Source organism: Myxacorys almedinensis A, assembly GCF_010091945.1.
Lineage (GTDB): Bacteria > Cyanobacteriota > Cyanobacteriia > Leptolyngbyales > Leptolyngbyaceae > Myxacorys > Myxacorys almedinensis.
In genome coordinates this window covers 125,342-140,603 of the sequence record NZ_WVIE01000010.1, presented here as the reverse complement: position 1 = coordinate 140,603, position 15,262 = coordinate 125,342, and the positions used below count along the sequence as shown (strand labels likewise).

11 protein-coding genes are annotated in these 15,262 nt (G+C 51.3%); 8 read left to right on the top strand and 3 right to left on the bottom strand.

Annotation, left to right across the window (positions count from 1 at the left end; translation table 11 throughout):
* Positions 1-126 precede the first annotated feature (126 nt).
* The gene (locus tag GS601_RS10745; RefSeq protein WP_162423276.1) at positions 127-2,208 is read left to right on the top strand and encodes an NAD(P)/FAD-dependent oxidoreductase; all 2,082 of its coding nucleotides are present in this window, start codon (positions 127-129) and stop codon (positions 2,206-2,208) included.
* A gap of 55 nt (positions 2,209-2,263) precedes the next feature.
* Here GS601_RS10745 and GS601_RS10740 read toward each other — a convergent pair whose 3' ends face one another.
* A complete protein-coding gene (locus GS601_RS10740; RefSeq protein ID WP_162423275.1) occupies positions 2,264-4,444 on the bottom strand; it encodes a hybrid sensor histidine kinase/response regulator in 2,181 nt (726 codons plus the stop codon).
* 56 nt (positions 4,445-4,500) lie between these two features.
* Positions 4,501-5,754: a sensor histidine kinase gene (locus tag GS601_RS10735; protein WP_162423274.1), complete on the bottom strand. Its 1,254-nt coding sequence runs from the start codon at positions 5,752-5,754 to the stop codon at positions 4,501-4,503.
* Positions 5,755-6,634: 880 nt separating this feature from the next.
* Here GS601_RS10735 and GS601_RS10730 point away from each other — a divergent pair.
* From GS601_RS10730 to GS601_RS10700, 7 genes are all read left to right on the top strand, one after another.
* Entirely contained in the window at positions 6,635-8,485 is a 1,851-nt protein-coding gene (locus GS601_RS10730; protein ID WP_162423273.1) for an NAD(P)H-quinone oxidoreductase subunit F, read from the top strand.
* 29 nt (positions 8,486-8,514) lie between these two features.
* Positions 8,515-8,823: a carbonic anhydrase gene (locus GS601_RS10725; protein WP_162423272.1), complete on the top strand. Its 309-nt coding sequence runs from the start codon at positions 8,515-8,517 to the stop codon at positions 8,821-8,823.
* 53 nt (positions 8,824-8,876) lie between these two features.
* Positions 8,877-10,361 (top strand): NADH-quinone oxidoreductase subunit M, encoded by a 1,485-nt coding sequence (locus GS601_RS10720; protein WP_162423271.1) that lies wholly within the window; start codon positions 8,877-8,879, stop codon positions 10,359-10,361.
* Between the two features lie 41 nt (positions 10,362-10,402).
* On the top strand, positions 10,403-11,698 hold the full coding sequence (locus GS601_RS10715; RefSeq protein WP_162423270.1) for a CO2 hydration protein: 1,296 nt from the start codon (positions 10,403-10,405) through the stop codon (positions 11,696-11,698).
* A 65-nt stretch (positions 11,699-11,763) separates the two neighbouring features.
* The gene (locus tag GS601_RS10710) at positions 11,764-12,165 is read left to right on the top strand and encodes a fasciclin domain-containing protein (RefSeq protein WP_162423269.1); all 402 of its coding nucleotides are present in this window, start codon (positions 11,764-11,766) and stop codon (positions 12,163-12,165) included.
* A 381-nt stretch (positions 12,166-12,546) separates the two neighbouring features.
* Positions 12,547-13,662, top strand: a complete 1,116-nt coding sequence (locus GS601_RS10705; protein WP_162423268.1) for a tetratricopeptide repeat protein — start codon at positions 12,547-12,549, stop codon at positions 13,660-13,662.
* A gap of 71 nt (positions 13,663-13,733) precedes the next feature.
* Positions 13,734-14,315 (top strand): Npun_F5749 family FMN-dependent PPOX-type flavoprotein, encoded by a 582-nt coding sequence (locus GS601_RS10700; RefSeq protein ID WP_162423267.1) that lies wholly within the window; start codon positions 13,734-13,736, stop codon positions 14,313-14,315.
* A 108-nt stretch (positions 14,316-14,423) separates the two neighbouring features.
* On the opposite strand, the gene cysE is transcribed toward GS601_RS10700, so the two are convergent.
* Positions 14,424-15,248, bottom strand: a complete 825-nt coding sequence (gene cysE / locus GS601_RS10695) for a serine O-acetyltransferase (RefSeq protein WP_202925003.1) — start codon at positions 15,246-15,248, stop codon at positions 14,424-14,426.
* Between the last annotated feature and the right edge of the window lie 14 nt (positions 15,249-15,262).

Sequence of the window (15,262 nt, the reverse complement as noted above, 5' to 3'; positions counted from 1 at the left end):
GCGTTAGAGCATTATGAGAAAGTTGTAATGTTCTTTAACTTAAGATCGCACTTAGGAGTATCTCGGATTTTGAAGCCCTGTCAACCCCTCTACCTTAGTCATCATTTCGGAGTTTAGACCCCTCAGATGAAAGAGATTCTTTACATCGAAGTTCCCACTCCCGACACAGCATCGCTGAAGACTTGGTTACAGACTGAGTATCAACCGGAGCGCGGTGAGAAGATTTCTGCGGCAGCAGGCTGTCGAGTCCGGTTCTCTAGGGGGGCGTTGCACTCAGAGCTTTCAATGTTCGTTTGGTCCGTTCAGCGCACGACGTATCTCAAAGTATTTCGATGGGCAGAACAGGCAATCGAGGGCGAAGATCGAATTCTCCAGAATTTGATTTCTGATATTAGAGCATACTTTCCGCAAATTTACCCAGAACCGCCAAAAATTGATCTTTCTCAACAAACTATTTTTGAAGCCCTTGCGAAAGATTACCCCCAAACGGTTCATTTCTTTAAAAAAATTCCCAACGGAGAATATGATCTAACCCGGGTGTACTGGTGGGAGCAACGCTGGCGCGAGGGCGTTAGAAATCCGCAGCAGCCGCGCCAAGTCATTTTCTCAACTAGCCCTTCCTCCAACGACGCGACGCCTTGCCAAACCTCGTTTGACCTGATTTACGTCGGAGGGGCGCTTGGCATCATCCACGCTGCCGTGATGGCAAAACTTGGCTACCGGGTGCTGCTGTTAGAACGGCTGCCGTTTGGGCGGATGAATCGAGAATGGAACATTTCTCGGAGCGAATTTCAGAGCTTGATTGATCTGGGACTGTTTACCGCAACAGAGTTTGAGCGGGTGATTGCTCACGAATATCAAGATGGGTTCCACAAGTTTTTTGATGCCAACAATCCGCCCCAAGCGAAGGCGCAAATCCTGCATACCCCAACAGTTTTAAACGTTGCGATCGATGCCGAAAAACTCCTCAAACTCTGCGGCGAGAAATTTCGTGAGTTTGGCGGCGAGATTTGGGACGAAACCGAATTTCAACGGGCAGAGGTTGGCGAACAGCAGGTTACGGTGTATGCCACTCACCTGCCGACCGCAAGCGATCGTCGCCTAACTGGACGATTGCTCGTCGATGCGATGGGAACCGCATCCCCGATCGCGTGGCAGCTAAATGGCGGACGGGCGTTTGATAGCGTCTGCCCGACCGTGGGCGCGGTGATTGAAGATGGCTTTGAACCGGGCGTGTGGGATTCGCAGTTTGGGGATGTCCTCAATAGCCATGGCGACATTTCTCGCGGACGGCAACTGATTTGGGAACTGTTTCCGGCGTACCGAAACGAACTGACGATTTACCTGTTCCACTATCATCAAGCTCAGCCAGAAAATCCGGGGTCTCTGCTGGAGATGTACGAAGATTTTTTCTCGATTTTGCCGGAGTATCGGCGCTGTGATTTGGAGAAACTGACCTGGAAAAAAGCGACGTTTGGCTACATTCCGGGTCATTTTAGTGTGGGCAGCCGCGATCGCACGATTGCCTTTGATCGATTGATTGCGATCGGAGATGCCGCTTCGCTGCAATCTCCTTTGGTATTCACCGGCTTTGGGTCGCTAGTTCGCAATCTCTCCCGGCTAACGCACCTCCTCGATACGGCGCTCAGGCACGACTTGCTCAAGGCAAACCATTTAAATCAAATTCGTGCGTATCAAAGCAATGTCTCAGTGACGTGGATGTTCTCTAAAGGGATGATGGTGCCCACCGGGCAAGTGCTGCCGCCAGAACGAATCAACTCGATGCTCAACACGTTTTTTGATGTGCTGGCAACTCAGCCGCCTGACGTAGCAGATGCTTTTATCAAAGATCGAGTGTCGTGGCTGCGGTTTAACCAAATGGCACTGGTGGCGGCGCGCAAAAATCCGGCGTTGATCCTGTGGATCTGGCAAATGGCGGGGGCAAAAGATCTGATGCGCTGGTTTGGCAACTATCTTGATTTTGGCTTTAATGCTTTGCTAAGCTGGCTCTTTAGCAGTTGGCTACCGGGATTGCTGTTTCAGATGCAGCCTTGGCTAGAGCCAAAGTTTCCGGGGTTGTGGCTGTGGCTGCTGGCTCAGAGCTATGCCCTGACCTATGGCATGGGGAGACCGCAGGCGATGCCGAGACCCAATCTGGTCTACCGCAGTCAACCGGTTGAGGAACCGTTAGCCGTTCGGAATTCGTAGAACTGCCTGCGGCACCCGTTGGCTACCCCAAGGCAGAGAGGGCTAACCTTAGCTTTCACGACAGATTTCGGACAAGGGGCAGGGTGAGGATAAACCGAGTCGCATTCGCTTCGCTCTCTACCCGGATGTGCCCCTTCAGGGCGATCGCCAAGCGCTTGACCAGCGCCAAACCCAATCCAAACCCGCTTCTTCCCCGTCCATCGCTTGCTCCGCGATAAAATGGCTCAAAAATCTGCGCCTGCTCCGCGATCGAAATGTCGGTTCCGGTGTTGCCCACAGACAGTTCTATTTGCCCACCCAGGGCTTGGGCAGACACCTTAATCTCGTGCCCTGAGGGGGTAAACTGGCAGGCATTGTTGAGCAACTCGGTGAGAATGCGATCGAGACTGGGAGCGTGAACGGCGATCGCGGGGAGATCATCGGCAACCCACCCATTGAGAAACTGCTGATGGCGGCGGGCTTGCTCTTGAAACCGCTTGACTAGATCAGGGAGCCACTGTTGGAGGTAAACCGAATGGCTCGGCAGCAGGTGCGCCAAGGTCGCGGTGCTCTGAAAATCTAGCAGATCATTCACCAGTTCGCATTCGTCTTGCCATTCTTGCTGCAAGATCTGCACATAGCGATCGAGCTTGCTCCACAGGGCATCGGTTGCTTCTGGGCTAATTGCCTGAAAACCGCTCGCCTTCAGCATTTGAGCAATGCGCTGCACCATTTCCACCGCCATTCGCATATTTGTTAGCGGCGTCCTCAACTCGCGCGAGAGGGCATAAATAAACTCATCTTTGAGCACATTCAAGCGGTGCAGTTCCTCAATTTGGGCTTGGGCAACCTGATAGCGGTGGGCCTGATAGAGCGCGATCGCAGCTTGGCTTACCGCCTGAGCAATCAGTTCTCCCTGCAAGGTTGCCCGGGTTAGCTGGGTGCGGATCACGATGCCGATCTCACCAATGACGCGCCGATCTTCTTCGATCGGGCATATGAGCAACTGAGACTGAGCCGCCAAAAACGACTGATAAAGCGGCGGTAAAATTTCAACCGATGGATCAACCCAACACTGATGCTGCATCAGCCGGAGATAAAACTGCGAAAAATGCTCTAGATAAATCTGTTCCCCGATCGCAGAATACTCGGATTTTGTCTCACCCTGATCTTCATAGGCAACCGTGGCAAAACTCTGATCGGTGTGGTGCAAAGCCGCCCAGCAATATTCCACGCCCAAGATTTGCCTGATCTCCTGCAACAGCAGAGGGAGAACCGAGTGAGGATGGTTTAACCCTCTGGGCGGGGAGGATGAACCTTCGGCGCTTTGATCGGCGCTTTGAGTGGCAAATCGCTCTAGCACCCGTTTTGCTAATTGAGTACAGGCAATCGCTTGCTGAAGTTGCACGGTTCGCTCCCGGAGTTGGGCAGTTAGCTGACCTTGAGTCTGTTCTAAAAGCTGATTTTGCTGCTGGAGGGTTTGATCGCCGCTGCGGCGATCGCTCATGTCTTGAAACACCATCACCCCTCCAATAATCTCACCTTTGCGGTTCCGAATGGGAGAGGCGCTATCTCCGACGGGGCGCTTAGATCCATCGCGCGATCGCAGCAGAGTTGTGGGGGGCAAGGTGATGGTGTCGCCCTGACACAGGGCAGCCAAAAGCGGATTATCGATCGCCGCTCCGGTCACGGCATCCACCAGGTCTAGCACTTGGGCGGCAAATGCCCCCAGTGCTTCTTCCTGCGTCCATCCGGTGAGAATTTCAGCCGTGGGATTCATAAACGCAACAAACCCATCGACATCAATGGCGATCGTGGCATCTCCAATACTAATCAAGGTCGTAGCATACCACTGCTGCACCGCTTTGATGGCTTGTTCTAGCTGATGTCGCCTTAGCGCAATCTGAATTGTTGAATGCAACTCTGCGTCTTGGAAGGGCTTGACAAGGTAGCCAAACGGAGACGACTCTGTAGCACGGCGGAGGGTTTGCTCATCCGAGTGGGCCGTGAGGTAAACGACCGGAACATCGAGTTGGAGATAGAGATACTCGGCAGCAGACACGCCATCAAGGCTACTTCCCTGGAGGCAAATGTCCATGAGCACCAAATCGGGCTGTTGGTCTGTCGCCACCTGAAATGCCTCTTTTGCCGTAGTCGCAATGCCAATCACATGATGACCCAGCTTGCACAAGGCTTCTTGCACATGCCAGGCGACGACACTTTCGTCTTCCACGATTAAAATTTTTGCAGCTTTCAACGTTTAACCGACCCCGAAACAGACGCTTCCAGCATTGTAGGGCGAGTTTGGAATATTCATGCGCCGTTAAACGTAATTTTAAAGCGTGTTTTGGCGGTTTTTTCGACTTTAACCTCACCTTGAATCTGATGAACCAATGCCTTGACCAGGCGCAACCCCATCGATTGGATTTTTTGAAGCTCGAAGGTGTCAGGGAGTTGGTTGCCGTCGTTTTCGACGATGAGGCAGATGCACCGATCGCGGGTGTCAAACGCTAAAGCGGTTTCTCTGTCCCCTTCTAGAGCCTCGCAACTCAGAGTTACCCGCACTTGCCCCTGTTGATCGCCAGAAAATCCGTGTTTTAGGGCGTTGGTCATCAGTTCGTTGAGAATCAAGCCACAGGGGACGGCTCGATCTAAACTCACCACCACACCTTTTTCAATGCTGACCTCTAACTGGACTAATTCTGGTTGAAGTCGGTACGTGTGAAATAAGCTCGCTGTCAGGGTCTGAATGTATTCTGAGAGATCAATTCTGGCAACGTTTTGAGAGCGATATAAACTATCGTGAACGAGCGCCATCGAGCTAATTCGGCTTTGGCTATCTTCAAAAATCTGGCGGGCTTTTGGGTCATCAATGCGCTGTGCTTGCAGATAAATCAGGCTTGAAATAATTTGCAGATTGTTTTTGACGCGGTGATGAATTTCTTTGAGGAGAGCTTCTTTTTCGCTGAGGGAGGCTCTGATCTGGTCTTCGGCACATTTTTGTTTGGTGATGTCTTCAATCGTGCCGATGTGCCCGACAAACTCGCCGCGATCGCTGAGGATGGGAGCAGTGCGAATATGAATCCACCGGAGGGTGCCGTGGAGAGGCTGAACGCGGAATTCGGTGTTGTGTTGCAACCCTGCTGTGGCGTCAGAGAGCCAGTCGGCAATGACGCGATCGCGATCGTCAGAATAGACAAATCGCGTCCAGCCCTCCCCCAGGGTTTCTTGCACGGTGCAGCCCGTAATGTCTTCACCCCGACGATTGAGATAGGTCAATTTGCCGCTGCGATCGCAGGTAAACAGCCCGACGGGTAAACAGAAGCCCAGTGCCTGCCAGTGGTCTTCATTAATCTGAGAAGTCAGCATCCACGGTTGATCGGCGTGGAGAGCTAGATGCTCGACCCCACGAAGTTGCTCTGATAGTTTCGCCATCGTCTGATGAAGCATTTCCAACTGCTGAGGAGATGGATATGGCTCTGGAAGCGTGGAATTAAGAGCGTGCTCGAAAGATCTGAGTTGGACTTGCAGGGTTTGAACTTGAGTTGCCAACTCCGTATGGTTCATAGCGTTGCGCTCCAGCGACGGGGGTAGGACGTCGGATGCTACATGACATCGAACATAAAATGAGTCAGGCTAATTTTGTCGTTAATAGAAAACTTTGGAATCACCCAATTGCATGAAAAACGGCGTTGGAGAGGAAAATTTGCTCGTTGGTGCTATTTCGTTGTGTCAGGACTGATTGCAGAAATAGCAAAGATAGGGTGGGGAAGGTGCAAGAGCGTGTGCTGCTCAGGGAAAGGCTTTCACCGTACCATCAGACTCGTGACAGCCGACCAGTGACAGCCGATTTGAGGGATGGAAAAGGTCTGATTTTCAAGCCGTCTCTTTGTGATCACCACGCCATTTTTTTAGGAAAACTCCAGTAATTTCTGGCAAGCTTGTCATCATGATTGATGTCGGTTTCCTATTCTGCTTCTACGATTGCAAATGTTAATAGAACCTAGTAGATTGTCAACTTTGAGGGAAGGGGTGGATGGTTCCGATTACTACTCCCCCTCTCCTCCTAATCCCCCATTTCAATCTTGACAGACCACTAGAGCTTGCGATCGCAAATGAGGCAATCCAACCGTTGCCGCCTGCTGATAAATCTAGTCAAGGCAAACTCATGCAGTTCGGCTACAGCAAAATCTCGCTTCTAGAACCAACGGTTCTCTTAGTGCTCCAATTTAGATAGGCAATAATCTATAGCATTAATCTAAAAGATTGATTTTTAGCTATAAGCATTCATTGTATGCTTTTGATATAGCAGGCTTGCAACAAGCCCTTAACCCTTTTCGACAGTTCAACCGTCCATACGAGTCTCTCTAAATTAAACAGAGAAGCATGACCCGCCTAGCTTCCTCTGGCTAACTCTATATCTCTTAAAGTCCTACAGGTAAACTGCATGACTCAATTTCTGCTACAAACCATTTGGCTGATTCCTTGCTACACGATCGTCGGTGCAATAGCGTCCATCGTCTGGTCACCTGCCCTGATTCGTCGTACAGGAACCCGTCCGGCGGGCTACGTAAACTTAGGCATGACCTTTCTCGCGTTTATTCATAGCCTGGCAGCCTTCCCCCTTGCTTGGCAGCATCCGGCTCAACAGCTTTCTGTCTCCTGGTTTCAGGTGGCAGGGTTGGAGTTCACGCTGCCACTCGAAATTTCTGCCTTGACGATTGGGGCAAGTTTAGTCGTGACGGGCTTAAATTTGCTAGCGCAGGTTTATGCGATCGGCTATCTGGAAATGGACTGGGGCTGGTCGCGATTTTTCGCGCTTCTGGCACTGTTTGAAGCCGGAATGTGTAGCCTTGCGTTCTGCAATTCCCTATTGTTCGGTTACATGATTTTGGAAATTTTGACGCTGGGAACCTACCTGATGGTCGGCACTTGGTTTAATCAATCCCTAGTGGTGACGGGTGCCCGCGATGCCTTTTTGACCAAGCGAGTGGGCGATCTGTTCTTGCTCATGGGGGTGTTGGCAATTTACCCACTGGCTGGCACCTGGAACTTTGATGAACTGGCGCAGTGGGCTGAAACCGCTACTATTAATCCTGAGATCGCTACCCTAGTTGGGTTAGCCCTTTTAGCAGGCCCAATGGGCAAATGCGCTCAGTTTCCGCTGCATCTGTGGCTAGATGAGGCGATGGAAGGACCAGTTCCCAGCACCATTTTGCGAAACTCGGTAGTAGTAGCAACCGGAGCTTGGGTGTTGATCAAGCTAGAACCTTTGCTGGCGCTGTCCCCGGTTGTCCTGACCACAATAATCACTATTGGATCACTGACAGCCGTAGGCGGTACGCTGATCGCGATCGCTCAAATCGATATCAAGCGATCGCTATCTTACTCGGTCAGTGCTTACATGGGTTTGGTCTTCATTGCCGTGGGCACAGGACAAACAGACGCGGCGTTGTTGCTCGTCCTCAGTCATGCCCTGGCTCAAGCACTACTTGTAATGAGTACCGGCTCGATCGTGCTGAACAGCATTACCCAGGATCTTACCCAGTTAGGAGGCTTGTGGAGCCGCCGCCCGATCTCAGGATTGTGCTATCTAGTCGGTGTGGCAGGGCTGATTAGCTTGCCACCATTCGGCGGATTTTGGGCACTGCTTAAACTGGCAGATGGGCTGTGGGCAACGCAACCCTGGCTAGTCGCGCTGCTGTTGCTGGTGAATGGGTTGACGGCGTTCAGCCTGATGCGTGAGTTTGGGCTAATTTTTGCAGGTTCCCCCAAACCGATGACCCAGCGATCGCCCGAAAACTTCTGGCTCGTCACCCTACCAATGATGGTGCTAATGGGGCTGACACTGCATTTACCTTTAATTTTGCAGAGTTTGGCGCTGCTACCGAGTTGGGCAACGCTCAATCAAGACATGGCGCTGCTGCTGATATGGTCAAGTCTGATAGGCGGCGGAATTGGAGCAGTGGTCTACGTTGGGCAAGGCATTCCCAAACCGATCCAACTGCCCTGGCAACGCCTCCAAACCTTCTTTGCCTTTGACCTATACACGCCCCAACTCTATCGCTCCAGCATTGTCTTCTGCGTCGATTGGGCATCTCGCCTGACCGATTGGTTCGATCGCAAGATTATTGATGGAGCGGTAAATCTGGTCGGGTTGGTGTCGCTCTTTAGCGGCGAAGCCCTCAAGTACAGCAACTCTGGACAGGGACAGTTTTACATGCTCACGATCACCCTTGGGTTAGCCGCGATCGCTCTCAGCATGAGTTGGTCACTTGTCTTGCAATTAATGTTCTGATTCCGTAGGTGTTATTAGGAGAGATTGACATGCGTTTTTCAAGACGAAAGGTAATCGTGGTTTTGGGGCATGAGCGATGCGGTGCGATCGCTGCCACGCTGAAAGGAGCGCAGGTGCCCGGTCAAATTGGTAGTTTGCTCGATGCCATTCGTCCTGCCGTTCAACCCGTAAGCAGCCAACCCGGCGATCGTCTGGAAAATACGTGTAAAGCCAACATTCAGCATCAGGTTGAGCGGTTAAAAGCATCTCCTGTGATGGCTCAACTCATTCAGAACAACAAGCTGAAGATTGTCGGCGGCTATTACGACTTAGACACTGGAGCCGTCACCCTAGCCTGATTCAGTAGTTTCCTAGTTTTATTCTCTGCTCCCTATCTTCGGTAGACACCGCTATGCTAAGTACATTGATCTGGTTTCCGGTTCTCGGCGCGATCGCGATCGCGGCTCTGCCCCTTCGCCAATCAAAGCTGGTTGCCCTAACAATGAGTGGCTTTGTCCTGCTATGGACACTTTGGATTGCCCATCAGTTCGACTTCACCAATCCGTTACTTCAGCGTCAGGAGTACCTACCCTGGCTAGAACCATTGGGGTTGAACTATCAGTTGGGAATTGATGGTCTTTCCCTGCCCCTGCTGATGCTCAATAGCCTGCTCACCTGGATTGCCATCTACAGTAGTCAAGAAGAAACGGAACGTCCCCGATTGTTCTACAGCTTAATTCTCCTAGTCAGTGGCGCGGTTGCGGGGGCATTTCTAGCTCAGAATTTGCTGCTGTTTTTCTTGTTCTACGAAGTGGAGTTAGTGCCCTTTTATTTACTGATTTCCATTTGGGGCGGCGAGAAGCGAAATTATGCCGCTATGAAATTTCTGCTCTACACCGCTCTGTCCGGCGCTTTGATTTTAGTGGCGTTTCTGGGCTTAGTTTGGCTACGCGGAGCAGATAGCTTTGCCTACGAAGCGCTGATGGGACAATCCTTACCCCTGTGGATACAAATTGTGCTTCTAAGCCTTGTGCTGGTTGGGTTTGGCATCAAGATTCCCCTAGTCCCTCTGCACACCTGGTTGCCCGATACTTACGTGGCGGCATCAACTCCGGTTGCCATCCTGTTAGGGGGAGTGCTGGCAAAATTAGGAGCCTATGGCATTTTCCGCTTTGGCTTGGGGCTATTCCCCGACGCTTGGGCAACCCTGGCTCCAGGATTAGCAACCTGGGCAACCGTGAGTGTGCTGTATGGTGCAACGGTTGCGATCGCGCAAAAAGACATCAAGCGCATGGTGGCATATAGCTCGATCGGTCACATGGGCTACATCCTGTTGGGCGGTGCTGCCCTGACTGCCCTCAGCTTGGTAGGAGCCATTACTCAGATGGTGGCGCATGGATTGATTCTGGCAATTTTGTTCCACCTAGTGGGTGTGGTAGAAGCAAAAGTCGGCACACGGGAACTCGATGTTCTCAACGGACTGATGAACCCAATTCGAGGCTTACCAATGGTGAGCGCCCTGCTGGTTCTAGGCGGGATGGCAAGTGCAGGCATTCCCGGTTTAGTCGGCTTTGTGTCTGAATTTCTGGTGTTTCAGGGCAGTTACTCGGTGTTTCCGGTGCAAACGCTGTTGTGTGTGGTCGGAACGGGGTTAACCGCCGTTTATTTCGTGATTTTGTTGAACCGCACCTGCTTTGGCAAATTAGATAATGCGATCGCGTACTTCCCACAAGTCGAGTGGCGGGAACGGGTTCCCGCATTGATCCTCGCCCTCACCATTTTCTTTCTAGGAATTCAACCAACCTGGCTAGTGCGTTGGAGTGAATCAACCGCGATCGAGATGGTGGCAGCCACTCCAACAGTAACTCACTCGCCCATTGCTCAAGTCTCAGATTAAACGAACAATCCAAACCCGATTCCTCAACCCGTGATAAAGCTATGACAACTGCAACCGATGCCCAAACCCGTATTCCAGCTTCAACACACGAATTTGCTGATGTGGTTCAGCGCCTAGAAGCAGGCGGCTCCATGCTGCCCGACACGCCAGAAAATCTCATGCAGATTATCGGAATTTACAAGGCGTATGCCGTGCCAATGGATTTCTACTGGCGGAACTTGCTCTACATTGCTGAGCATGTGTTTCTCAATCCATTACCCGCCTTCAAATACTTCCTGCCGCAAGAGTATCTAGACCTGCACAATCATTACGCTGGGGACGATGCAGACTTACGAATTTGGCGAGGAGAAGCTACAGCCCATCCAGAACTCCTAGAATTTATCGAAAAAGGAGAGCTAAACCAGAAACTACCCAAGCTGTTGCATCATTTGTGGCACGATCGCATCAACATGGAATTTGCAGAAGCCTGTATGCGATCGATGTTCTGGCATCGGGGCATGGGTGGACAGTTTGATCCGTATCTCGATAGCGACGAGTACAAAGCAAATACCGATCGCGCCATCCGAGCCTACTTCCAAGGCAATCCTCTCATGCTGGGACTGTACAACCTGTTCCCAGACATGTTCCTGGAGCAAGTGCGTGAATTATCCTACTACGCCAATCTTGGGCTGTTCTGGGAAGTCATGGCTCCCGTCTTTTTTGAGATGTCCGACCTATACGATGAGGGAAAAATTACGACCGTCCCAGAAGCGATGGATTTTCTGGTCAATGGCATTTTTGCGATCGCGGGTCGTCCCATCTATCATCATGTCTACATCCGGGGTGAATGCTACGAAATCGTCCCCAAATCAAAAGGCTTCATGTGGCTCTACGAAGCGGCTCTACCCTACGTAGAAGCAGTGTTCTACCGCACCTCTCCGTTTCGCGGCACAAAGTCCTACAACGCTCAGGCAAAGCAGGTTCCCACCGACCAAACTGAGTTTCACTACGGCATTCTTTACGCCGATGTGTTTCCCGTCGGTTCCGCAGGCATTCCGCCCACGCTCCTGATGCAAGATATGCTGCACTTCTTGCCGCCTTACCTGCTGGACTATTACAACCAATACTGCCGGGGCGAAGATGACATGCTGATTCAACTCGGAATTAGCTTTCAGCGATCGATGTATAACGTCACCTCTGCGGTAATTCAAGCATTACGCACCGCACTGCTCTATCCCCTAGATGACCCCAACCCGAAGCATTTGATGGCAAATCGACAATTTTTTGAGACTCAACTCGATCGCTTCACGCGCCCAGAAGCTCGTTTACGAGATGTTCAGCGACAAGACTATCGATAGGGTCGAATTTCGATTTTGAAATATATCACTCCGTCCTACTAATCCTTACTAACGAGGCAAATCGAATGGCTGACATTGTTGATATTGCTGTGAGTGCAGAGGGTTTCAAAACGCTAGTAACGGCTGTTCAAGTTGCCAACTTAGTCGAGACCCTAAAAGGTTCAGGTCCGTTTACGGTTTTTGCACCGAATGATGACGCCTTTGCCAAACTACCCCCTGGTACAATTCAAACGCTGGTGCAAAATGTCCCTCAACTGAGTCGAATTCTGACATTTCACGTTGTTCCCGGTAAGTGGATGAAAGCGGATCTAGAACAGGTTGATTCAGTGATTTCCGTCGAAGGATCGCCAATCCGGATTGATACCTCAGATGGCTTTGAAGTGAAAAATGCGTCAGTGTTAGCAGCCGATATTGAAGCAGACAACGGCGTGATTCACGTTCTCGATCGTGTAATGTTAATGGGATAAGCAGTTTCGGGAAGTCTTGATCCGTCAACTTCCACTTCAGTATTTTACGATTTTACGTTATCGTGTTTTATGGGATCGATTTCTGCAACTCTTCTATGCTTTAACTTGGTTTACTAATTCGGCTTTTGTAGCAATTTTTTCGTTGATTCTAATGTTTTAACTACAATCAAACTATCGTTGATCATGCCAAGTGCGATCTTCTAGAGTCATCATAATTGATGTCGATTTCCTAGTCTGCTTCTGTAATCTCAAATGTCAACAGAACCTAGTAATCAGCCCTGAAAAGTTGGGCACTTTATCTAATAAATAGGCTGAAAACTTTCCTACTCCTCTATTTCAGAATGATTAGCACTCTCTAACTACGCATGACGCATCACGGATATGGTTCAGACTGAACGTAGCACGGCTGACAGCGTGTTTCAAAAGGGATTGGGGTTTAGCCATGTAGGAGACTATGCGGCGGCGATCGCCTATTTTGATCAAGCGCTCACGCTTCAGCCCAATCATTTTGAAGCGTTGAGCGAGAAGGGAAATGCTCTGGTGAGTTTAAGACAGCACGAAACCGCGATCGCGTGTTTTGAAGCCGCGATCGCGCAGTTTCCAGCCTCGGCATATTTCCACTACAGCCTAGCGTGGGTAGCGTTTGTCGCGGGGCATCATCACCTCTCGATTCGGGGCTTTAACCAAGTCCTTAAGCTTCAGCCCAACTATCCCAACGCCCACTACAGCCAGGGTCTAACGCTCTACATGGTCGGCAGTTATGAAGATGCCATTCCTTACTTCAGCAAAGCCCTAGAAGCGACGCCTCAGTTTGCCAATGCCTGGTATATGCAAGGCATGGTGCTCTATCAGACCCGTCGCTTTGAAGGAGCGGTGACCCACCTCAATTACGCGATCGCACTTCGCACCGATTATCCAGAGGCACTGCTGGGGCGGGGGCATGCGCTGCTGTGCATCGGAGATTATGAAGCCGCGATCGCCAGTTACGACAAAGTGTTAGAACTCGATCCCGAATCGGCGGAAACGTGGCTCTATCGGGGACTTGCCTTCAAACAACTCAATCGTCACGACGCGGCGATTCACTCCTATCAAAAAACCCTAGAATTTAGCCCAACCCATCCAGGAGGCTGGTATCAGCAAGGCGCTTCTTACCTAAAATTGGGCGATTTGGACAGCGCGATCGCGCATTTTGATCGCGCCGTTGAACTCCAGAGCGATTACTACGAAGCTTGGTATAACCGGGGTGTCGCGCTCAAACTGGCGGGACAGTTGGAAGAGGCGATCGCCAGTTACGACAAAGCGCTAACCCTACGACCAGAGGATTTCCGCGCCTGGAACAATCGCGGCGGCGCGTTGGTGAGTTTAGGACGATTTGCAGAAGCAATCGAAAGCTACGATCGCGGGTTGGTTCTAAAACCCGATGATGCGATCGCGCTGCAAAATCGAGCGGTGGCGATGAAAAAGGTCGCTCACGGCGCGAGTTCTACAACGGCTTGAACGTGTGACACTGAAGAGCGATTCGCTTTGCGAAGTTCCGAAGGATCGCGTTCTCTCATCTGCGAGTGCTTATGTCTTTAGCTCCTTGGCGACCTACGATCGCTCGTGCCTTACATCGCAACCGCTCCCTGCCCCATGCCCGCTACGTCCAACTCGCTACAGTGCGAGCAGATGGCAAGCCCGCCAATCGAACGATCGTATTTCGGGGCTTTTTAGACAACACCAATCAGCTAAAATTTATCACCGATTCTCGCAGCGAAAAACCGGAACAAATTGAGCATTCTCACTGGGGAGAAGTGTGCTGGTATTTTCCCAACACCCGCGAGCAGTTTCGGCTCACCGGAGTGCTGAAGCTCATTGGCGAGACAGAACCCGACGACAGGCTACGCAAGGCGCGTCAGCACATGTGGCAAACCCTGTCTGACCCGTCAAGACTTCAGTTTGCCTGGGCAGATCCCGGCAAGCCAAAAGCAGCACCAGAGGCGTTTTTCCCTCCATTGCCAAGCCAGGTAGAACCGTTGCCCAATTTTTGCCTGCTGTTGTTAGATCCAGTTCGAGTTGATCATCTGGAATTGAGAGGTGATCCACAAAATCGAGAACTTTACGATCGCAGGGACGACGGCAAATGGCATACCCAGCAAATCAACCCATAACCACCCAGACTATCTGTAAACCTTACCTCTGTCTGAGGCATTCTGTGTACATCTGCGATCGCGGCACCTGCAATCGCGTGATCGCTGCCAAGATGTGCCAAACCCGGCTCAGATCCCAGCACCATCAAAAAATTCTTCAATAATGTGATCCGCAATTCTGCAACTAGTCGGCAATTTGCCGTTGGGTTCCTCATCTGAAACACTCTTCGTGGCATTGCACGATGCGGTGATAGCCTGCGCGATCGCAACTGGGTCAACCGCCGCCATGGCATAACTTGCCGCCAACGATTGACGAGATTGCACCATCTCAAGCTGCTGCTCTAACGATTCGATGCGATCAACCAAGGCGCGAATCACCTGCGCTTCAGAATCTGGCAACCGCCCATGCTCTAGCGGCTCAACCCGTTCGCCAGCGCGATACACAATCCGTCCAGGAATGCCAACTACGGTGCAGTCAGCCGGCACATCGCGCAACACCACAGACCCCGCGCCAATCCGAACATTATTACCGATCTGGAGATTGCCTAACACCTTGGCTCCTGCTCCCACTACCACGTTTTCGCCCAGGGTAGGGTGGCGTTTGCCGCATTCTTTTCCAGTGCCGCCTAGGGTGACGCCTTGATAGATCAGCGCATAGTCTCCCACGATCGCAGTCTCGCCAATCACCACGCCCATGCCATGATCAATAAACACGCCCTGCCCGATCGTGGCACCGGGGTGAATCTCTATGCCGGTAAAAAAGCGAGCAAGATGGGAAATAAAGCGGGGAACGAAGGGCAACCCCAACGCTCTGAGCCAGTGAGCAAACCGATGAAACATCAGGGCTTGCAGTCCCGGATAGCAGAACAGCACCTCTACCCAATTGCGGGCAGCCGGGTCACGCTCAAAAATAATCTTGAAATCAGCAATCAGGGCAGTCAGCACGATTGGCATCCCTTTTGGCTCAG

What these genes read in the sequence shown, in the direction of transcription:
- GS601_RS10705 (WP_162423268.1), top strand. Translation starts at nt 12,547, where the DNA reads ATGGTTCAGACTGAACGTAGCACGGCTGACAGCGTGTTTCAAAAGGGA.
- GS601_RS10720 (WP_162423271.1), top strand. Translation starts at nt 8,877, where the DNA reads ATGCTAAGTACATTGATCTGGTTTCCGGTTCTCGGCGCGATCGCGATC.
- GS601_RS10715 (WP_162423270.1), top strand. Translation starts at nt 10,403, where the DNA reads ATGACAACTGCAACCGATGCCCAAACCCGTATTCCAGCTTCAACACAC.
- GS601_RS10745 (WP_162423276.1), top strand. Translation starts at nt 127, where the DNA reads ATGAAAGAGATTCTTTACATCGAAGTTCCCACTCCCGACACAGCATCG.
- GS601_RS10710 (WP_162423269.1), top strand. Translation starts at nt 11,764, where the DNA reads ATGGCTGACATTGTTGATATTGCTGTGAGTGCAGAGGGTTTCAAAACG.
- GS601_RS10730 (WP_162423273.1), top strand. Translation starts at nt 6,635, where the DNA reads ATGACTCAATTTCTGCTACAAACCATTTGGCTGATTCCTTGCTACACG.
- GS601_RS10725 (WP_162423272.1), top strand. Translation starts at nt 8,515, where the DNA reads ATGCGTTTTTCAAGACGAAAGGTAATCGTGGTTTTGGGGCATGAGCGA.
- GS601_RS10735 (WP_162423274.1), bottom strand. Translation starts at nt 5,754, where the DNA reads ATGAACCATACGGAGTTGGCAACTCAAGTTCAAACCCTGCAAGTCCAA.
- GS601_RS10700 (WP_162423267.1), top strand. Translation starts at nt 13,734, where the DNA reads ATGTCTTTAGCTCCTTGGCGACCTACGATCGCTCGTGCCTTACATCGC.
- cysE (WP_202925003.1), bottom strand. Translation starts at nt 15,248, where the DNA reads ATGCCAATCGTGCTGACTGCCCTGATTGCTGATTTCAAGATTATTTTT.